The 19,864-nt window shown below is 68.4% G+C and carries 18 protein-coding genes and 1 tRNA gene; 12 read left to right on the forward strand and 7 right to left on the reverse strand.

The genetic code is table 11. From position 1 onward, the window contains the following. Positions 1-64 precede the first annotated feature (64 nt). The 5 genes from serS to tyrS all read left to right on the forward strand — a co-directional run bounded on the left by serS (position 65) and on the right by tyrS (position 5,179). Complete coding sequence (serS, locus tag QE385_RS04725) at positions 65-1,342, forward strand: serine--tRNA ligase (RefSeq protein WP_307099571.1); 1,278 nt, start codon at positions 65-67, stop codon at positions 1,340-1,342. Next, the gene (gene surE / locus QE385_RS04730; protein WP_307099573.1) at positions 1,342-2,106 is read left to right on the forward strand and encodes a 5'/3'-nucleotidase SurE; all 765 of its coding nucleotides are present in this window, start codon (positions 1,342-1,344) and stop codon (positions 2,104-2,106) included. The genes serS and surE overlap by 1 nt, the downstream gene beginning before the upstream one ends. Positions 2,107-2,143: 37 nt before the next feature. Then, entirely contained in the window at positions 2,144-3,385 is a 1,242-nt protein-coding gene (locus QE385_RS04735) for a M23 family metallopeptidase (protein WP_307099575.1), read from the forward strand. Between the two features lie 112 nt (positions 3,386-3,497). Beyond that, the gene (locus QE385_RS04740) at positions 3,498-3,899 is read left to right on the forward strand and encodes a hypothetical protein (protein ID WP_307099577.1); all 402 of its coding nucleotides are present in this window, start codon (positions 3,498-3,500) and stop codon (positions 3,897-3,899) included. A gap of 53 nt (positions 3,900-3,952) precedes the next feature. Continuing rightward, positions 3,953-5,179, forward strand: a complete 1,227-nt coding sequence (gene tyrS, locus QE385_RS04745; protein ID WP_307099579.1) for a tyrosine--tRNA ligase — start codon at positions 3,953-3,955, stop codon at positions 5,177-5,179. A 267-nt stretch (positions 5,180-5,446) separates the two neighbouring features. On the opposite strand, the gene QE385_RS04750 is transcribed toward tyrS, so the two are convergent. Both QE385_RS04750 and recG read right to left on the reverse strand, forming a co-directional pair. Next, positions 5,447-5,887 (reverse strand): DMT family transporter, encoded by a 441-nt coding sequence (locus QE385_RS04750; RefSeq protein WP_307099582.1) that lies wholly within the window; start codon positions 5,885-5,887, stop codon positions 5,447-5,449. Positions 5,888-5,917: 30 nt separating this feature from the next. Further along, positions 5,918-7,972 carry an ATP-dependent DNA helicase RecG gene (recG, locus tag QE385_RS04755; protein WP_307099583.1) on the reverse strand — a complete coding sequence of 685 codons (2,055 nt, stop codon included), beginning with the start codon at positions 7,970-7,972 and terminating at the stop codon, positions 5,918-5,920. A 75-nt stretch (positions 7,973-8,047) separates the two neighbouring features. Between recG and QE385_RS04760 the strand changes: the two genes are divergently transcribed. Both QE385_RS04760 and mfd read left to right on the forward strand, forming a co-directional pair. Further along, positions 8,048-8,314, forward strand: coding sequence for a succinate dehydrogenase assembly factor 2 (locus QE385_RS04760; RefSeq protein WP_058716446.1), 267 nt, complete (start codon positions 8,048-8,050; stop codon positions 8,312-8,314). Positions 8,315-8,460: 146 nt separating this feature from the next. Further along, the gene (gene mfd, locus QE385_RS04765; protein ID WP_307099586.1) at positions 8,461-11,928 is read left to right on the forward strand and encodes a transcription-repair coupling factor; all 3,468 of its coding nucleotides are present in this window, start codon (positions 8,461-8,463) and stop codon (positions 11,926-11,928) included. 40 nt (positions 11,929-11,968) lie between these two features. Here mfd and QE385_RS04770 read toward each other — a convergent pair whose 3' ends face one another. Continuing rightward, positions 11,969-12,400 (reverse strand): SgcJ/EcaC family oxidoreductase, encoded by a 432-nt coding sequence (locus QE385_RS04770; RefSeq protein WP_307099588.1) that lies wholly within the window; start codon positions 12,398-12,400, stop codon positions 11,969-11,971. Continuing rightward, on the reverse strand, positions 12,388-14,121 hold the full coding sequence (locus tag QE385_RS04775; RefSeq protein WP_307099590.1) for a bifunctional diguanylate cyclase/phosphodiesterase: 1,734 nt from the start codon (positions 14,119-14,121) through the stop codon (positions 12,388-12,390). The genes QE385_RS04770 and QE385_RS04775 overlap by 13 nt, the downstream gene beginning before the upstream one ends. 77 nt (positions 14,122-14,198) lie before the next feature. On the opposite strand from QE385_RS04775, the gene moaA reads away from it, so the two are divergent. From moaA to QE385_RS04790, 3 genes are all read left to right on the forward strand, one after another. Then, complete coding sequence (gene moaA, locus QE385_RS04780; RefSeq protein WP_373424629.1) at positions 14,199-15,230, forward strand: GTP 3',8-cyclase MoaA; 1,032 nt, start codon at positions 14,199-14,201, stop codon at positions 15,228-15,230. Then, positions 15,227-16,006, forward strand: coding sequence for an NAD kinase (locus QE385_RS04785; RefSeq protein WP_307099591.1), 780 nt, complete (start codon positions 15,227-15,229; stop codon positions 16,004-16,006). The genes moaA and QE385_RS04785 overlap by 4 nt, the downstream gene beginning before the upstream one ends. 140 nt (positions 16,007-16,146) lie before the next feature. Next, a tRNA-Asn gene (locus QE385_RS04790) sits at positions 16,147-16,221 on the forward strand. A gap of 39 nt (positions 16,222-16,260) precedes the next feature. On the opposite strand, the gene QE385_RS04795 is transcribed toward QE385_RS04790, so the two are convergent. From QE385_RS04795 to QE385_RS04805, 3 genes are all read right to left on the reverse strand, one after another. Then, the gene (locus QE385_RS04795; RefSeq protein ID WP_307099593.1) at positions 16,261-17,409 is read right to left on the reverse strand and encodes a glutathionylspermidine synthase family protein; all 1,149 of its coding nucleotides are present in this window, start codon (positions 17,407-17,409) and stop codon (positions 16,261-16,263) included. Further along, complete coding sequence (locus tag QE385_RS04800; protein WP_307099595.1) at positions 17,406-17,783, reverse strand: hypothetical protein; 378 nt, start codon at positions 17,781-17,783, stop codon at positions 17,406-17,408. The genes QE385_RS04795 and QE385_RS04800 overlap by 4 nt, the downstream gene beginning before the upstream one ends. Before the next feature lie 117 nt (positions 17,784-17,900). Continuing rightward, the gene (locus tag QE385_RS04805; RefSeq protein ID WP_373424708.1) at positions 17,901-18,260 is read right to left on the reverse strand and encodes a glycine zipper 2TM domain-containing protein; all 360 of its coding nucleotides are present in this window, start codon (positions 18,258-18,260) and stop codon (positions 17,901-17,903) included. A gap of 122 nt (positions 18,261-18,382) precedes the next feature. Between QE385_RS04805 and QE385_RS04810 the strand changes: the two genes are divergently transcribed. Both QE385_RS04810 and QE385_RS04815 read left to right on the forward strand, forming a co-directional pair. Next, entirely contained in the window at positions 18,383-18,802 is a 420-nt protein-coding gene (locus QE385_RS04810; RefSeq protein ID WP_307099599.1) for a secondary thiamine-phosphate synthase enzyme YjbQ, read from the forward strand. Between the two features lie 125 nt (positions 18,803-18,927). Then, a complete protein-coding gene (locus QE385_RS04815) occupies positions 18,928-19,509 on the forward strand; it encodes a hypothetical protein (RefSeq protein ID WP_307099601.1) in 582 nt (193 codons plus the stop codon). Positions 19,510-19,864: the final 355 nt, after the last annotated feature.

Below are 19,864 nucleotides of genomic sequence, written 5' to 3' on the forward strand. Positions count from 1 at the left end.
GGTTAACGCGGACGCATCGCCACGGGTTGCGTGACGGCGGAGCCGGGGCCATAGCCTCCGCCCCATGCACGACATTCGCCTGATCGGGGCCGACCCCGCCGCCTTTGACGCCGCACTCGCCAAGCGGGGCGCCGCCCCCCTGGCCGACTCGCTGATCGCGATCGACGAGCGCCGCCGCGCGATCATCGCCGAGGCGCAAGCCGCGCAGACCCGCCGCAACGACCTGTCCAAGCAGATCGGCCAGGCCAAGGCGGCGCGCGATGAGGCGCGCGCGCAAGCCCTGATGGACGAGGTAGCGGCGCTGAAGGCGAAGCTGCCCGAGCTGGAGGAGCAGGAGCGCGCCGTCGAGGCGGAGCTGAACACCGCGCTCGCCGCGATCCCCAACCTGCCCGCCGCCGACGTGCCGCAGGGCGCGGACGAGAATGACAATGCGCTGGTCCACCAGAAGGGCGAGCCCACCAGCTTCACCTTCGAGGCGCGCGAGCATGACGCGATCGCGCCCGCGCTGGGCATGGATTTCGAGACCGGCGTGGCGCTGTCGGGCGCACGCTTCACGCTGCTGCGCGGTCCCATGGCGCGGCTGTCGCGCGCGCTCGGCCAGTTCATGCTCGACCGGATGACCGAGCAGCACGGCTTCGAGCTGGTCCAGCCGCCGCTGCTGGTCCGCGACGAGGCGGCGTTCGGCACCGGCCAGCTGCCCAAATTCGCCGAGGACCTGTTCCGCACCACCGACGGCCGCTGGCTGATCCCCACCGCCGAGGTGTCGCTGACCAATATCGTGCGCGAGGCGATCCTGAGCGAAGCGGAGCTGCCGCTGCGCTTCACCGCGCTGACCCCGTGCTTCCGTTCGGAAGCGGGGGCGGCGGGGCGCGACACGCGCGGGCTGATCCGCCAGCACCAGTTCGACAAGGTCGAGATGGTGTCGATCACCACCCCCGACCAGTCGGATGCCGAGCATGAGCGGATGACGGCGGCGGCCGAGGGCGTGCTGGAGGCGCTGGGCCTGCCCTATCGCCGGATGCTGCTGTGCACCGGGGATATGGGCTTCTCGGCGGCGCGCACCTATGACCTGGAGGTCTGGCTGCCCGGACAGGCACGTTACCGCGAGATTTCGTCCTGCTCGACCTGCACCGATTTCCAGGCGCGGCGGATGATGGCGCGCTATCGCCCGACCGAGGGCAAGGGCACGCGCTTCGTCCACACGCTCAACGGCTCGGGGCTGGCGGTCGGCCGCACGCTGGTCGCGGTGATCGAGAATTACCAGCAGGCCGACGGCTCGGTCGTGGTGCCCGAAGCGCTGCGCCCCTATCTCGGCGGACAGGCGGTGCTGGAGCCGCGCTGATGCGCATCCTCCTGACCAACGACGACGGCTATCACGCGCCGGGGCTCGCCGCGCTGGAGCGGATCGCGGCGACCTTGTCCGACGATGTCTGGATCGTCGCGCCCGCCGAGGACCAGTCGGGGACCAGCCGCTCGCTGACCCTGACCCGGCCGATGCGGCTGCGCCAGTTCGGCGAGCGGCGTTTCGCGGTGACGGGGACGCCGACCGACTCGGTGCTGATGGCGCTGGGCGAGGTGATGGCGGATCATAAGCCCGACCTGATCCTGTCGGGGGTCAATCGCGGCGCCAATCTGGGCGAGGACGTGCTCTATTCCGGGACGGTCGCCGCCGCGATGGAGGGCGCGCTGGCGGGTATCCGCTCGATCGCGCTCAGCCAGCGCTATCCGCATCAGGGCACGGGCGATGCGGTGTCCTTCGCCACCGCCGAGGCCTGGGGCGAGCGGGTGCTCCGGCCACTGCTGACCCGTGATTTCGGGCCGCGCACGCTGGTCAACGTCAATTTCCCGCCGGTCGCGCCCGAGGCGGTGAAGGGCATCCGCGCCACCCGCCAGGGCCTGCGCGACTATGGCCGCGCCAGGCTGGAGCGGCGCAGCGATCCGCGCGGCTATGACTATTACTGGCTGGCGCTGGGCCGCCTGCCGCACCAGCCGGGGGACGATACCGATCTGGACGCGATCGCGGCCGATCATATCGCGGTCACGCCGCTTCATCTTGATCTGACGCATCAAACATCGCTTGCTATGCTCGACGCGGCATATCGCTGACACAGTGCCTGGGGGGAAACGGGGCGTGGATCGGAGTTTGAGACTATCGGGGGGCGTGGTCGGAATCGGCCTGTTATTGTCGGGCTGCATCCCGAACATGGAGCCGCCCGTCGGCCCCGCCCCACCCGTCGCCCAGCCAGCAGCCCAGCCCACCGCACCGCCCCCTTCCGTCGAGGCTCGCCCGCTGCCGCCGCGCCAGCCTGTTCCGGTCCGCCCGACCGCGACCGTGCCGCCCCATGCGACCGGCACGCGGCCGCCGATCCGGCGATCGGTGCCGGTCCGCCCGGCCCCTCGCCCACCTGTCGCATCAACGCCGGTCCGGCCCGTGCCGACCCCGGTGCAGGTGCAAGCGCACGCGCCGTCGCCGCCTGCCCCGCGTCCCAGCTGGGAACTCCATCCGGTCACGCCCGATGCACAGGTGATCGAGGGGTCGACCTATATCGTCAAGCCGGGCGACACGCTGCGCGTCGTGGGCGACCGGACCGGCGCGGGGACCGAGGCGATCGCGCGCGCCAACGGCCTGCCCCCGCCCTATGTGATCCGCACCGGCCAGAAGCTGATCATCCCCGCCGGGCGCTTCCACCTCGTCCGCCCCGGCGAAAGCGGCATCGCGATCGCGCGCGCTTACGGCGTGCCCTGGTCGCGGATCGTCGAGGCCAATGCCTTTGCCGAGCCCTATGTCCTGCGCGCCGGGCAGCGCATCCTGATCCCCGGCAATCCGGTCAGCGCGCCGCTCAGCAGCGCGGCCGAGCGTGCCGCCGCCTTCACCCTGGACGTCGACGACATCCTGACCGGCGGCGAGCCCGCGCTGGCAAGCAACCAGGCCCCTGCCCGGCCCAGCCCGACGCCGCGCCGCGTCCTGCCGCCGACCGCCGTGGTCGCGGCGCCCGCCCGGCTCAGCTCGGGCTTCGCCTGGCCGGTCGAGGGCCGCGTCGTCAAACGCTTCGGCGCGGGGCCCAGCGGCGAGCGCAATGACGGGATCAAGATCGCGGTGCCCGCCGGCACGCCGATCAAGGCGACGGCGGACGGCGTGGTCGCCTATGTCGGTGACGGCATCGCCGCGCTGGGCGGGCTGGTCATCGTCAAGCATGGCGGCGGCTGGACCAGCGTCTACGGCCATGCCTCCAAGCTGCTCGTCCAGCGCGGGCAGAGCGTGAAGCGCGGGCAGACGCTGGCGCTGTCGGGGCAGAGCGGCTTTGCCGAACGGCCCGAGCTGCATTTCGAGCTGCGGCGCGGGCGCACCCCGGTCGACCCGCTGAGCCAATTGCCCGGACGCTGACCCCTGTTATCCGAATCCTGAACGCTGCCTAACGGCCGGTTCAGGATTCGGAACGCCACGACCTGTCATAGGTTGAAAACGACATGGGGCCATTGCCCCCGGGAGTTGGCGTATGAAGAAGATGTTCCAGATGCTGGCCATGATGGGCCTGTCGGTGGCGGGTGTCGCGACCACGACCGCGCTGCCGCTTTCCAGCGCGCAGGCCCAATCCTGGCGCGATGACGGGCCGCGCCGGGATCGCGACCGCGACCGGGCCGAGTGGCGCCGCGACGATCGGCGGGACTGGCGGGACGACCGGCGCGGCGAACGACGTGGCTGGCGCGACGATCGCGGCTGGCGGGGCGACGACTGGCGCGGCCGTCGCGAGGCGCGCGTCCAGCGTGAGATGGACCGGGCCCGCCGCACCCCCGGCTATGTCGATCCGCGCTCGCAGGGCGACTATACCGATTATAACGGTCGCGGTTATCGCCCCTGCCGCTATGTCCGCCAGAATGGCCGGACGCTCTGTCGCTAAGCCCTTCGTCGGAGGGTGACGAATGCGGATCGGCGGTGTAACGAGCCAGCCCTATGGCATACACGTCCGATCTGCTTCGCACCCTGGATGAACGGGGTTACGTCCACCAGATGACCGATGCCGCCGCGCTGGACAAGCTGGCGGCGTCGGGGGTGGTGCCCGGCTATATCGGTTTCGACCCCACCGCGCCGTCGCTGCATGTGGGCAGCCTGGTGCAGATCATGCTGCTGCGCCGGATGCAGCAAACCGGGCACAAGCCGATCGTACTGATGGGCGGCGGCACCGGCAAGATCGGCGACCCCAGCTTCAAGGACGAGGCGCGCAAGCTGCTCGGCGAGGACGGGATCAAGGACAATGTCGCCTCGATCAAGCGCATCTTCGAACGCTTCCTGACCTTTGGTGACGGCCCCACCGATGCGGTGATGGTCGACAATGCCGACTGGCTCGACAGGCTGGAATACATCCCCTTCCTGCGCGAAGTGGGCCAGCATTTCTCGGTCAACCGGATGCTGTCGTTCGATTCCGTGAAGCTGCGCCTCGACCGCGAACAGTCGCTCAGCTTCCTAGAATTCAATTACATGATCCTCCAGGCCTATGACTTCCGCGAACTGGCGCAGCGTCATGGCTGCCGCCTTCAGATGGGCGGGTCGGACCAGTGGGGCAATATCGTCAACGGCATTGAACTCGCCCGCCGCATGGACGGGACCGAGGTGTTCGGCGTGACCACCCCGCTGATCACCACGGCGGACGGCGGCAAGATGGGCAAGACCATGGCCGGTGCGGTCTGGCTGCACGAGGACCAGCTGCCGCATTTCGATTACTGGCAATTCTGGCGCAACACCGACGACCGTGACGTGGGCCGCTTCCTGCGGCTGTTCACCGACCTGCCGCTGGACGAGATCGCGCGCCTGGAAAAGCTGGAAGGCGCGGAGATCAACGAGGCCAAGAAGATCCTCGCCAACGAGGCCACCGCCATGTGCCGGGGCCGCGCGGCGGCGGATGAAGCGGCCGAGACGGCGCGGCGGACCTTCGAGGAAGGCGCGGCGGGTGCCGCTCTGCCCAGCTTTGCGGTCGCGGGCGGATCGATCACCATCGTTGATGCGCTGATCGGGCTGGGCTTCGCCAAGTCCAAGGGCGAGGCACGCCGTCTGATCGCGGGCGGCGGCGCGCGCGTCGATGGCGAGAAGGTGGCGGACGAGAATGCCGTCATCGCGGTCGGGGCAGAGCCGGTGAAGCTGTCGTCGGGCAAGAAGAACCATGGGTTGTTGACGGCGGGGTGATTCCCTTGGCCTTCGACTTCGGCGCAAAGCGCCGAAGTTTATCCTGAGCGGCTGGCTTGCCAGCCAGCCGAAGGGCTCAGGCTGAACGGGGGTTGGCTTGTAAACCCCTCAACAAATCCGTTCCCCGGCGAAGGCCGGGGCCCAGTTTCTACGTCGCCGAAGAAGCGGGATAACGATGCGTGGGAGGCACTCTCCCTTCACCCCCAACGCCCGGCAACTGGACTCCGGCCTCCGCCGGGGTACGGCCGGTTCGATAGGCCAGACCCCTTACCCCCGCCGCACCACCACCGCCCCCGCAATCACCAGCGCGACACCGATGACCTTCCCCAAGGTCACCGGCTCCACCCGCACCCCGAACAGCCCGAAATGGTCGACGATCAGCGCGGCGACCAGCTGGCTGGCGATCGCCGCCGTCAACGCCACCGAAATCCCCAGCCTCGGCGCGGCATAGGCCAGCACCGCCACGAACCCCGCGCCATAGAAGCCGCCCAGCCACGCCCAGCCCGGCGCGCCCTTCAGCGCCGCCGGACTGGTCCGGTCCATCGCCACCCAGGCGACCGCCAGCACCAATGTCCCGATCAGGAACGAGGTCAGCGCGGCCAGCACGACCGACCCCGACACCTTGGCGAGTTCGGCATTGGTCGGCGGCTGGATGGCAAGGCCGATACCGGCGATCAGGACGAGAATAAGCGGAAAGACAGCAGCCATCCGCGCTCAACGCCAGCCAAGCCGCTTCGTTCAGCCCGAGCGCAACAGCGCCACGCCCGCATCCCGCTCGAACAGATAGAGCGCGGTCCGCGCCGCCTGGCCCCGCGGCGCCTCCAGCCCACCGTCGCGGTCGATCAGCAGCCGCGCATCGTCCTGCGCGCATTGCATCAGGTCGGCCATATTCTCAGGGGTCGCGAGGCGAAAAGCCATCTCCCCCGATTGCCGCGTGCCGAGCAGTTCGCCCGCCCCGCGCAACCGCAGATCCTCCTCGGCGATGCGGAAGCCGTCATTGGTCTCGCGCATCAACGCCAGCCGCGCCCGCGACGTCTCCGACAGATGCGAACCGCGCAGCAGCAGACAGCGCGACAGTCCCCCGCCCCGCCCGACACGCCCGCGCAGCTGGTGCAGCTGGGCCAGGCCGAAGCGATCGGCATGTTCGATCACGATCAGCGTGGCGTTGGGCACGTCCACCCCCACCTCGATCACCGTCGTCGCGACCAGCACGCCCAGCCGCCCGCCCGCGAACGCCTCCATCACGGCGTCCTTCTCGGCGGGCTTCATCTTGCCATGGACGAGGCCGACCCGCTCGCCGAACCGCGCGCGCAGACTCTCGGCGCGCATCTCGGCGGCGGCGAGGTCGGACTTCTCGCTTTCCTCGACCAGCGGGCAGACCCAGTAAGCCTGACCGCCATCGGACAGATGCCGGCCGAGCGCGTTGACCACCTCGTCCAGCCGGTCCTCGGACACCACCCGCGTCTCGATCGGCTGGCGACCGGGGGGCATCTCGTCCAGGCGGCTGACATCCATCTCGCCATAATTGGCCAGCGTCAGCGTGCGCGGGATCGGCGTCGCGGTCATCGCCAGCAGGTGCGGCGGCGCCTTGCCCTTGGCGGACAGCATCATCCGCTGCGCCACGCCGAAGCGATGCTGCTCGTCCACCACCACCAGCGCGAGGTCGCGGTAGGTCACGGTTTCCTGGAAGATGGCATGGGTGCCGACAAGGATGTCGATCTCCCCCGCTGCCAGCGCCATCAGCGTGGCCTCGCGCGCCTTGCCCTTGTCGCGGCCCGTGAGCACCGCGATCTCGACCGGCAGCCCGGCGAGCGTCTTGCGGAGCGTCTCATAATGCTGGCGCGCGAGGATTTCGGTCGGGGCCAGCATGGCGGCCTGTGCTCCGGCCTCGACCGCGATCAGCATCGCCATCGCGGCGACCAAAGTCTTGCCCGCGCCCACATCGCCCTGGAGCAGCCGCAGCATAGGCGCGTCCTGCGCCAGATCGCCCTCAATCTCGCGCACCGTCCGGCTCTGCGCGCCGGTCAGCGTATAGGGCAGCCTGAGCATGTCCCTTAAGCGCCCGTCACCGTTCAGCGCCCGACCGCGCCGCTTGCGGGTGTCTGCGCGCACCAGCGTCATGGCGAGTTGGTTGGCGAAGACCTCGTCATAGCCCAGCCGCTCGCGCGCCTTCGCATCGGCGGGGTCCGCGTGGATGCGGGCGAGCGCCTCCTTCCAGTCGGGCCAGCCGCGCTGCGCCTTCAGCCCCGGCTCGATCCATTCGGGCAGTTCGGGCGAACGCTCCACCGCCTGCGCCGCCAGCGCGCCCAGTCGCCGCGAGGTGATCCCCTCCGACAGCGGATAGATGGCCTCGCGCTCGCGAAACCCCTCGGCGCTGTCGCCCAGGTCGGGATGGACGATCTGCAAATCCTGGCCGTACAGGTCGAGACGCCCCGACACGACCTTGGTCTCGCCGATGGGAAGCAGTTTCTTCACCCAGCCCGAATTGCCGCCGAAATAGACCAGCGCGACGCTGTTCCCCGCCGCGTCCTCGGCGCGCACCCGTGTCGGCCCACGCGGGGAGGAGGAAACGCGGTGCTCCTTCACGGTCAGCGGGATGGCGATCACCCGCCCCGCGTCCGACACCATCAGTTCGTCGCGGGGAAAGCGGTCGATATGCCCGGTCGGCAAATGAAAGGCGACATCGACCACGCGCGCGATGCGCAGGCGTTCGAGCGGCTTGGCGAGGCCAGGCCCGACGCCTTTCAGCGACGTGACCTCGGCGAACAGCGGATTGAGGATATCGGGACGCATGACTAGATGGGTCTGTATAGCCTACCCGCCGCATGTCGCCAGAGCGTGCGGACAATCTCGTCCGATCGGAGCCCCATGGACCACGAAACCCGTATCAAGCGCCTCCGCTTCCGCGCATGGCATCGCGGCACCAAGGAAGCCGATCTGATGATCGGCGGCTTCTTCGACGCGCATCATGAGACGCTGAGCCCGGAAGAGCTCGACTGGTTCGAGGCGCTGCTGGAGGAACAGGATGTCGACATCATGGCCTGGGCCATCGGCACGCAAGCCTGTCCGCCCCAGTGGGACGGCCCGGTGATGCAACGGATGCGCGCGCTGAATTTCGTACCCATCGCCCGGTAAAACCGTCGCCCCAGCACAGGCTGGGGCCTTTGGCGGCTGTTGTCCCCTTGCCGCACGAGATCCCGGCCTTCGCCGGGATGACGGATGAAGGGGAAATTTCCCGCGACACGCGTTTGGCCCTTTGCTTTCCCCAGCTTCGGAACCCCATGCCCGATATCAAGACGATCCTGACCGCCAAGAGCCCGCTGACCCTGTCGGGCGTTCCAGCGGGGTTCCTGCCGGTGGTGCTGGCCGACCTGTCGCGCGCCGCAACGACCCGCGCGGTCTTCATCTGCGCCGACGAAGCGCAGATGCGCGAGCTGGCCTCGACCGCGCCCTATTTCGCGCCCGAGCTGGAAATCTTGCAGATCCCAGCCTGGGACTGTCTGCCCTATGACCGCGCCTCGCCGACCCTTCGCGTCATGGCGGAGCGGATCGCGGGGCTGCACCGGCTCCAGGCCAAGCCGAAGACGCCGCAGCTGGTGCTGACCACCGCCAATGCCGCGACCCAGCGCGTATTGACGCCGTTCCGCATCCGCCAGCTGGTCGCGCGCCTGGCTCCCGGCGAGCGGATCGGCCTGGAAAGGCTGTCCGCGCTGCTCCAGGCGAACGGCTATGTCCGGACCGAGACGGTCCACGACCAGGGCGAGTTCGCGGTGCGCGGCGGGCTGGTCGACCTGTTCCCCAGCGGCGAGGAACAGGCGCTGCGGCTCGACTTCTTCGGCGACGAGATCGAGAGCGTCCGCACCTTCGACCCCGCCGACCAGCGGACCACGGGGCGGATCGAGGGCTTCACCCTGCTCCCCGCGTCGGAAGCCTTGCTGGACGAGGAGTCGATCAAGCGGTTCCGCACCCGCTATCGCGAAACCTTCGGCGCGACCGCGACCGGCGACCCGCTCTATCAGGCGGTGTCCGAGGGGCGGCGCATGGCGGGGATGGAGCATTGGCTGCCGCTGTTCGAGGAGAAGCTGGCGACGCTGTTCGACCATCTCGGCGACGGCGCGGTCGTCGTGCGCGACAATGGCGTCGCGGCGGCGGCGAGCGGCCGGTTCGACGCGATCGCAGACTATTACGAGAACCGCAAACGCGCCGAAGCCGCGCAGCCGGGCAGCTTCCGGCCCCTGCCCGCCAAGGCGCTCTATCTGGCGCCCAAGGAATGGGAGGCGGGGCTGGAGGCGGCGACCGCACACCTCGTCTCGCCCTTCCACGAGCCCGAAAGCGCGACCGTCCTCGATTTCGAGGTGGACGGCGCGCGCGACTTCGCGCCCGAACGCGCGGCCCATGCCAATATCTATGAGGCGGTGGTCGATCATGTCGAGGCGCTGCGCAAGGAAGGGCGCAAGCCCGTCCTCGCCAGCTACTCCATCGGCGCGCGCGAGCGGCTCGGCAGCCTGCTGAAGGACCATGGCCTGAAGGGCGCCAAGGCCGCCGAGACCTGGCAGGAAGCGCTGGGCATCGCCGATACGGCGAAGAGCTTCGGCGTGGCGCTGGTCGTCCTGCCGCTCGATCATGGCTTTACCGCGCCGGGCATCGCGGTTCTGACCGAGCAGGACATGCTGGGCGACCGGCTGGTCCGGCGGCAGAAAAGGCGCAAGTCGGCCGACGCTTTCCTGGCGGAGCTGGCGACGCTCTCGCCCGGCGATCTGGTGGTGCACTCGGATCACGGCATCGGCCGCTATGAGGGGCTGACCTCGATCCCCGTCGGCAAGAGCCCGCATGACTGTGTCGCGCTCTCCTATGCGGGCGGCGACAAGCTGTATGTGCCGGTCGAAAATCTCGAAGTCCTGACCCGCTACGGCTCTGGCGAGGACGGCGCGACGCTCGACCGGCTGGGCGGCGAGGCCTGGCAGCGGCGCAAGTCGAAGATGAAGGAGCGCATCCGCGAGATCGCGGGTGAACTGATCGCCACCGCCGCCGAACGCGCGCTGCGCCCCGGCGAAGTGGCCGAGCCCGACAGCGCGGGCTATCCGGCGTTCGTCGACCGTTTCCCCTATGAGGAAACCGACGATCAGGACCGGGCGATCGACGATGTGCTGGGCGACCTGACCGCGGGCAAGCCGATGGACCGGCTGATCGTCGGCGATGTCGGCTTCGGCAAGACCGAGGTCGCGCTGCGTGCCGCCTTTGTCGCGGCGATGGCAGGGATGCAGGTGGCGGTCGTCTGTCCGACCACGCTGCTCGCGCGCCAGCATTACAACAACTTCGTGGCGCGGTTCGAGGGCTTTCCCATCAAGATCGGCCGCCTCTCCCGCCTCGTCACCGCAACCGAGGCGAAGAAGGTCAAGGACGGCGCGGCCTCGGGCGATATCGACATCGTCGTCGGCACCCATGCGCTGCTGGCGAAGAATGTCGAGTTCAAGCGGCTGGGCCTCGTCATCGTGGACGAGGAACAGCGGTTCGGCGTGACGCACAAGGAACGGCTGAAGGCTCTGAAGGCCGATGTGCATATGCTGACGCTGACCGCCACGCCGATCCCGCGCACGCTGCAAATGGCGATGTCGGGCCTGCGCGAACTGTCGGTGATCCAGACGCCGCCGGTCGACCGCCTGGCGGTGCGGACCTATGTCATGCCCTGGGACCCGGTGGTGCTGCGCGAGGCCCTGTTGCGCGAACATTATCGCGGCGGGCAGAGCTTCCTCGTCACCCCCCGCGTCGCCGACCTGCCGGATATCGAGGAATATCTGCGCAAGGAGGTGCCCGAGGTCCGCTATGTCGTCGCGCACGGCCAGATGTCGCCGACCGAGGTCGAAGAGCGCATGTCGGCCTTTTACGACCGCAAGTTCGAAGTGCTGGTCTCGACCACCATCATCGAAAGCGGCATCGACATCCCGTCCGCCAACACGATGATCGTCAACCGCGCCGACCGCTTCGGCCTCGCCCAGCTCTACCAGCTGCGCGGGCGCGTCGGCCGCTCGAAGACGCGCGCCTATGCCTATATGGTGACGCCGCCCGAACGGATGATGACCGAGGCGGCCGAGAAGCGGCTGAAGGTTCTGTCCGACCTGGACTCGCTGGGCGCTGGCTTCCAGTTGGCCAGCCACGACCTCGACATTCGCGGTGCGGGCAATCTGCTCGGCGACGAACAGTCGGGGCATATCAAGGAGGTCGGCTACGAACTTTATCAGTCGATGCTCGAAGAGGCGATCCTCGAGGCCAAGGCAGGCGGCGCGTTCGAGAAGAAGCGCGACTTCTCGCCCCAGATCACCGTCGATGCGGCGATCCTGATCCCGGAGGACTATGTCCCCGATCTCGACCTGCGCATGGGGCTGTATCGCCGCCTCAACGACCTCGAAAAGCACAGGGAAGTCGAGGAATTCGCCGCCGAGATGATCGACCGCTTCGGCCCGCTGCCCGAGGCGACCGACAATCTCATCCAGGTCATCAAGATCAAGCTGAACGCCAAGACGGCCTGCATCGCCAAGATGGACGTCGGCCCGCGCGGAGTGCTGATCAGCTTCCACGACAACCGTCCGCCCAATGTCGACGGTCTGTTCGCCTATGTCGAGCGACTGGGCGACCTCGCCAAGCTGCGCCCCGACGGCAAGCTGGTCCTCAACCGCGCCTGGCCCGATGCCAAGGCGCGGCTGCACGGCGCGCTGCAACTGTCGAAGGGATTGGCGAAAGCCGCGGGGTAAATAGCGTCGCCCCAGCGTAGGCTGGGGCGACAGCATGTGCCTAGCTGCTGTGATCCGCGACGATCTTCCAGCCATCGGCGCGGTGCTCGAATACCAGGGTGGTCATCCCGCTCTCGTCCTTGGCGCCGCCCGTCAGCATCCAGCGCGCGAACAGGATGCGCCGCTCGCCGATCCGCCTGCATTCGAGAAAGGCGAAGCGCAGCTGTCCCCGGCTGTTGCCGCCGGCTGCGAAGCTCTTCCGGTAATTGTCGGCGATCGCGGCTTTTCCGCGGATCAGCCCCTTGCTGCCGACGAAAACCGCATCGGGGGCATAGATCGCCATGAAGCGGTCCAGATCGCCCGCATTCCATCCCGCCGCGCTTGCCAGCATCGTCGCGCGGATCGCCGCTTCCGCCGGATCGACGGCGGGAGCCGCCGCATGGGCGGCCATCGGGGCCAGCGGGACCGCCGCCATCATCATCACTTCGCGCATTCCATCTCCTCCTCGACCATCGCGAGCAGATCCGGCCCGTCGAGCGGCGCGGCGCGCAGGAAACCCTGATAGGTCTCGCAGCCCAGCCGGCCGAGCAACTGCGCCTGCTCATGCGTCTCGACCCCCTCGGCGATGATGCCCATGCCCAGTTGCGTCGCGATCCCGATGACTCCGCGCACCACGACCCGGTCGCGCTGCGATCCGTCGACCTCGGCCACCAGCGCGCGGTCGAGCTTCAGATAGTCGATCGGCAGGCTGGTCAGATAGGCTAGGCTGGAATAGCCGGTCCCGAAATCGTCGATCGCCACCCGGACGCCCGCCGCGCGCAGCGTGCCCAGCACGACCGCCGCTCGGTCGAGCTCGCTGATCAGCCCCGTCTCGGTGATCTCCACGGTCAGTCGGCCCAGCGGAAAGCCGCTTGCCGCCACCCGGTCGAGGAACAGTCGGGCAAAACCCGAGCGGCCGACATCGGCGGCGGTGATGTTGATCGACAGGCGCAGCTTGGCCAGCGTCGCGGGCCAGCATGCCGCGCGCTGCAACGCGATCTGCTGGATATGGTCGGACAGCGCCAGCCCCAGATCGGCGCGCTCGGCCGCCGCGAACAGGGGGTCGGCCCCCAGCGGCCCCAGCGTCGGATGCCGCCAGCGCGCCAGGGCCTCGACGCCGGTGATCCGTCCGGTGGCGATCGCGACCTGCGGCTGGAAGACGATGTCGATCTCCCCCCGCTCGATGGCATGGTGCAGATCGGCGCCCAGCACGTCGAGCGGCGCGGCATCGCCCGGATGGGCAAAGCGCAGCATCGCCCCATCGCTCGCCCGCGCCTTGCGCAAAGCCTCGCCCGCGCGGGTCAGCAGCATGCCGGGGTCCTCGCCGGGGCGATGCTCGGCCAGGCCCAGCCGCACGCCCAGCCGGATCGGCACCGCCCCCGCCTGGAACGGCAGCGCGAGCAGCGCCTCCAGCGTCTCGGCGATGGCGCGCCCCTCGCCCGGTGGCGCGATGCCTGCCATGACGAACTCGGCACCGCCCGACCGCGCGACGATCGCCCCATCGCCAAAGGCCTCGGCCGCCGCCGCCTGGATCCGCGCCTCCACTCCGCGCAGCAGCATGTTGCCCGCCGGACGGCCATGCGCGGCATTGACCAGGTCCAGCCGCGACAGCGATATGACGATCGCGACGCAAGGATGACCGCGACCGATGGTGTCGGCGATCCAGCGATGGATCTCCCCCACCTCGCCATCGGCATGGCTTCGCCGCCGCCGCACGTCGAGCGTGCGCCGCGCGTGCCGATCCGCCATCTTCAGCGCGGCGCGGATCATCGCATCGTCGGCCCCCGGCGTCAGGATATGGGTCGCACCAGCAGCCAGAAAGGCGTCCAGCGTCATGCCGTCGCCATCGGGAACCGCGACCAGCATCGCCGCCCCCGTCGCCGCGACCACCACGCCAAGCGCCTGCGCCGCGCGCAGTCCGGCATCCCCGTTCCACCGCGCATCGATCAGCGCGATGCGCGCCTCGCTCGTCAGGAAGGACCCGATCAACGTGTCGCCGCCGGGCGGATCGCCGTCGCGCGGCGCCATCGACCAGATCGCCCAGCCCGCGCGGATCACCGCCTCGTCCAGCGTGGGCATGGCTTTGCCGGATGCCGGGTCGCCGGGGTGGAACGAAAGCGCAAAGACCGCCGTTCCCCCCATGTGGGCGTTAAATCCGAATTCATCCTGCGTCATGAACGCATCCTATCCCCCGGCATCGGCATCACCAACGCCTATCCGTCTTGTCGACGTCCCGTCATGGGTCTAGCGATATGACCATGGGTTGCGCCTCCGCCTCACCCGGTGGGTCCTCGCGTGGGTCCCTTGTCGACCAGCATGGCCGGACCATCCGCTATCTGCGGATTTCGGTCACCGACCGGTGCGACCTGCGTTGCCGCTATTGCATGGCCGAGCAGATGACCTTTCTGCCGCGTGCCAAGCTGCTGACCCTGGACGAAATCGCGATCATCGCCGAGCGGTTCATCGCGCGCGGCGTGACCCGGATCCGTCTGTCGGGGGGCGAGCCGCTGGTGCGGCGCGACGTCGCCGATCTGGTCCGGCGGCTGGGCAGCCATGTCGGGCAGGGCCTGGACGAACTGACCATGACCACCAACGGCACCCGGCTGGCGGATCATGCCGGGGCGCTGGTCGATGCGGGCGTGCGGCGAATCAATGTCAGCCTGGACAGCCGCGATCCCGAACGCTTCCGCTACATCACCCGGCACGGCGACGTGGCGCAGGTGATCCATGGCATCCTGTCCGCACGCGACACCGGCCTGTCGATCAAGATCAACATGGTCGCGCTCAAGGGGCTGAACGACGACGAGATCGGGGCGATGCTCGCCTGGTGCGTGGCCGAGGGCCTCGACCTGTCCTTGATCGAGACGATGCCGCTCGGCGCGATCGACGAGGATCGGGTCGACCGCTTCCTGCCGCTGACCGAGATATTCGACCGGCTGTCGTCGCAATTCCCGCTCGTGCGCGCCGGGCATCGGACCGGCGGCCCCGCGCGATATTGGCAGGTCGAGGGCACCGGCACGCGGCTGGGCCTCATCTCCCCGCTCACCGCCAATTTTTGCGACGGTTGCAACCGGGTGAGGCTGACGACCGAGGGCAAGCTGTATATGTGTCTGGGCCATGAGGATCAGGTGGATTTGAAGGCGGCCCTGCGCGAGGGCGGGCTGCGCGCGCTGGACGAGGCGATCGATGCGGGTCTGGCGGCCAAGCCCGCGCGGCATGATTTCCGGATCGAGGCGGGATCGGCCCCGGCGGTGTCGCGTCATATGAGCGTGACCGGCGGATGACGCTTCCCGTCCGGCGGGCGCTGGTCGCCTCGCCCACCGCCCCGGCCCAGGCCGCGGTCGCCGATCTGCAGAACAGCGCCGACTGGGTCGATTTCGACGAAGCCGATTATGTCATCGCACTCGGCGGCGACGGCTTCATGCTCCAGACGCTGCACCGGATGCTCGAGCGGCGGCGTGGCCCGGTGCCAGTGTTCGGCATGAACCTGGGCACGGTCGGCTTCCTGATGAACGAGTGGCGCGGCTATGGGCTGGAGGACCGGCTGGCCCGCGCCAAGCCGTTCCGCGTCACCCCGCTCAAGATGACCGCGACCGGGATCGACGGCCGCGTCCACACGCTGCCCGCGATCAACGAAGTGTCGCTGCTGCGCGAGACGCGCCAGACCGCCAAGCTGGAGGTCATGGTCAATGGCCGCATCGTCCTGCCCGAACTGGCCTGCGACGGCATCCTGGCCGCCACTCCGGCCGGGTCGACCGCCTATAATTTCTCGGCGCAAGGGCCGATCCTGCCGCTCGGCTCCGCGCTGATCGCGCTGACCCCGATCAGCCCTTTCCGTCCCCGGCGCTGGCGCGGGGCAATCCTGCCCGACAAGGCGCGCATCTCGATCCGCGTGCTCGATCCCGGCAAGCGCCCCGTCTCGGCGGTGGCCGACCAGCGCGAGGTCCGCGACGTGGCGCAGGTCGATATCTGCATGGACCGCTCGCGCGAGTTGACGCTGATGTTCGATCCCGAACACGCATTGGACGACCGCATCACGATGGAGCAATTCGTCGCCTGACCGGCGACGGGGGGAGCAATTCATCCTCTGCCCCGCATTTTATCCACAGCTTTGACGGCAAGGCTTACGCGAAACCGTCAAAAAAGGGGTTGCGGCTTTTTTCGAGCCCTTTATAGGACCCCTCCACAGCGCCGGAACATTCCCTGATAGCTCAGCGGTAGAGCTCTCGACTGTTAATCGAGCGGCCGTAGGTTCGAATCCTACTCAGGGAGCCACCGGCGCTGTCATCCCCCAGACAGCGCCAGCATGACGGATCAGCCGTCGATCACATGCGGAACGAACCGCGCCGTGTTCGATGTGATCAGCCCGTCCTCGCGGATGCCCATCCCGACCGCCGCGCCGTCGACCACCCAGCTCCCCAGGACCGGAAAACATCCCGGCGCCGTCTCCGGCAGGCGATAGAGCGACTGGTACACATAGCCTTCCTCGCCATATTCGCCCTTCGTCTCGGCGATGATGTCGCCCGCGCGGCGGATCGAGACATTGGCGCCTTCGCGCGACAGGAGCGGCTTGGCCACCGCATCGCCGTCGGGGATCGTGAAGCTGGCGGCCAGCAAGTTGGGATGGCCCGGAAACAGGTCCCACAGGATCGGCAGGATCGCCTTGTTCGACCAGATCATCTTCCAGATCGGTTCGATCCATAGCGTGTCGCCGCGCGCCAGATTGTCGAGCAGATGCGGCGCGAAGTCCTCATGGACCAGCCATTCCCACGGATAGAGCTTGAACAGCGCCTCGATCCGCATGTCCCCTTCGTCGACGAAACAATGGTCGTCATGGTGCCAGCCGATCCGCTCCATCAGAATCGGCACGGTCGTAATCCCCGCCGCCTCGGCGGTATCGCGCAGATAGGCCGCCGTGATCGCGTCCTCGCCCGCCAGATCGGCGACATGCGCGACATGCAGCGTGGCGGGCAGATCGGGGGCGATCTCCGCCCAGCGCGCGACCAGCGCCTCGTGCAGACTGTTGAACTGGTCCAGCCGGGGGAAGCATTCCTCCTTCCACGCCCATTGCACCACCGCCGCCTCCAGCAGCGAGGTCGGCGTGTCGCAGTTGAACTCGAACAATTTGGGAGCGTCCTGCCCGTCGAAGCCCAGGTCGAACCGGCCGAAGTTCAGCCCCGGCGGCTCGGCGTCCCAGGCTTCGCGGATCGGATCGTGGAACACCGGCGGAATGCCGAAGCGCGAGAGCAACGCAGGCTCGCTGACCACCGCTTCGCCCGCCGCCAGGAACAGCCGATAGAGTTCGGTCGTCGCCGCCTCGATCCGGTCGATCTGCGCGCGGGTGAAGCGATAACAGGCGCTCTCGTCCCAGTAGGGGCGCTCCCTGGCCTCGTGCCAGATCAGGCCGAGCGCCTCGACCTTGGCCTGCCAGTCGGGGCGCGGCGTCAGGCTCTGGCGGATCATGCGTGGATGCTGCCGAAATGGCTGGCCGAGGATCCGAACCCGCCCCGGCTGATCGCCGCCGCGCGGGTCATCGCGCTGCCCGCCGGGGCCGTCACATAGCGGCCGCCGGGCGCGGCGCGGAAGCTGCCGCCCGTCGCGCGCTCGCCATAATAGGGAATGGAGCGGCCGCGGCCCAGAAAATACCAGAAGGCCCCGCCTCCGCCGCCCACGCGGTGCTGGCGGCATCGATCGTCGGGAAGGCGCGTACCCTGCGCATCGGTACAGATGGCGGTGTCGTTATCGGCGGTCCAATTGTCGTCCGCCTTGGACCGATTGCACCCGCTGGCCAGCAGAACCGCCGCGAGCGCCGTCGTATATCTCAGATCGAAAGCCATGAATTCCCTCCCAGCGGCCATCATGGGCCAGCAGGGCCGGTCTTGGCTAGCGCTACCGCAAGCGCATCGGCGCGAATGCGGTGGCGGCGACCGTCTTGGCCGCCGCCCTCCCATCGATCAGCGGCAACGGACCTTGCCGCGATCGATCGACCGCCCGAGCAGCGCGCCGCCGCCCGCGCCGAGCAGCGTGCCCAGCGTGCCGCCGCCGATGACATTGCCCAGCACGCCGCCGCCGACCGCGCCGATGACCAGCCCGGTGGTGCCGTCATTGCGCTTGCAATAGGTGCGGCCATCGCGACCCCGGAAGATCTGGTCGTCACGGGTCAGGCGACGTTCGCGGTAATTGCCGCGACGATAGTCGCGCGACGCATCCCAGTCGTCGCGGTCGCCATGCCAGCGATAATCGCGCTCCTGCGCGACGGCGGGCGTGGCGGCGATGGGGGCGGCAACGGTAACGACGGCCAGAGCGGCGAGCATGGCTTTCACGGCAGGTCTCCTTATCCTCGAGCCCGCACAACGCACATCAACGTCACCCGTTCAATTCGGCCCGTCCCGGGCAGAGGCTGGCATCGATCCGCACGCTGGGGCATTGAGGATGGATGCGCCAAGCCACCACGATATTGACCGTCGACACCCATGGCCAGGGCCTGACCGACATCACGCGGAGCGTCACCGCCTGGGTTCGCGAGCAGGCCATGGACGAAGGGTTGCTGACCCTGTTCTGCCGCCACACCTCGGCCTCGCTCATCATCCAGGAGAATGCCGCGCCCGAGGTCAGGACCGACATCCTCGCCTATTTCGCGCGCATCGCGCCCGAGGACCGGCATGCCTATGCCCATGACGACGAAGGACCCGACGACATGCCCGCGCACCTGCGCGCCATCCTGACCGGGGTGCATCTGTCGGTGCCGCTGATCGGCGGGCGGTTGGCGCTGGGGACGTGGCAGGGCATTTATCTGTTCGAACATCGCCGCGCGCGCCATCGTCGGCAAATCGCCATCCATATGGCCGGTCTGTGACGCACATTTCATCGCGGGAGCCAAACCGTTCATCGACCGTTCTGCCGGGATAGGGTAAACCGATTCCAGCTACAGGGCTGTTGCCGTCCGGCCCGGTCGTGCGGCAAGGAAAGGAAGAAGTGTCCATGCAATTCGGTCGGAAGATCGCGCTCGCGCTGGTCGGCGCCAGCACCCTGATGGTCGCGGGATGCGCGACCGAAACCACCTACCGCCCGGCGACGGGAACGGGCTTCTACCGCACCGGCTATTCCGATCAGCAGCTGGAGCCCGGCCGCTTCATCGTCAGCTTCGCGGGCAACACGGTGACGTCACGCGACACGGTCGAGCGTTATCTGCTGTTCCGCGCGGCGGAACTGACGCTGGCCAATGGCTATGACTATTTCGTGATGGCCGACCGCGATACGCAGCTGCGGTCGCGCACCTATTCGACCCCCGGCGCGTTCGGGCCGGGCTTTGGCGGCTGGGGCGGCGGCTGGTGGGGTCCGTCGTGGCGCTATTATGGCCGCGGCTTCGGTTGGCGCAGCTGGGACCCGTTCTGGGGCGATCCCTTCTTCGGCAACAACATGGATATCAACACCATCGACCGCTACGAAGCGACCGCCGAGGTCGTGATGCGCAAGGGTCCGATCCCGCGCGACAATCTGCGCGCCTTCGATGCGCGTGCGATCGTCAACACGATCGGGCCGACGGTGGTGATGCCCAAGTAAGACTGGCCGATCGCGACCGAATGGGGCGGCTGCCTGCCGGGCAGCCGCCCTTTTTTGTGCCTCGGGGACACCCGCCCGCCAGCCCGGCGAATGCGGGTTTCGATCGAAGCAGGCCCCGGCCTGCGCGGGGGCGGATCGACATTCAGTATTGCTTCTTCTTCCCCTCTCCCCTGGACAGGGGAGAGGGTTAGCGAAGCTGGCTAGCGCAGTTGAGCGAGCACAAAGGCTCGCGCGCTCGCTTCGCGAGCGCCCACCCCTCACCCAGCTCCGACTAGGCCTTTGCTCTCGCAAAGACCAAGTCTGCGCAACCCTCTCCCCTCTGCGAGGGGCGAGGGAAGGACAGGCGTCGCTGAAT

Source organism: Sphingomonas sp. SORGH_AS_0950, assembly GCF_030818415.1.
Lineage (GTDB): Bacteria > Pseudomonadota > Alphaproteobacteria > Sphingomonadales > Sphingomonadaceae > Sphingomonas.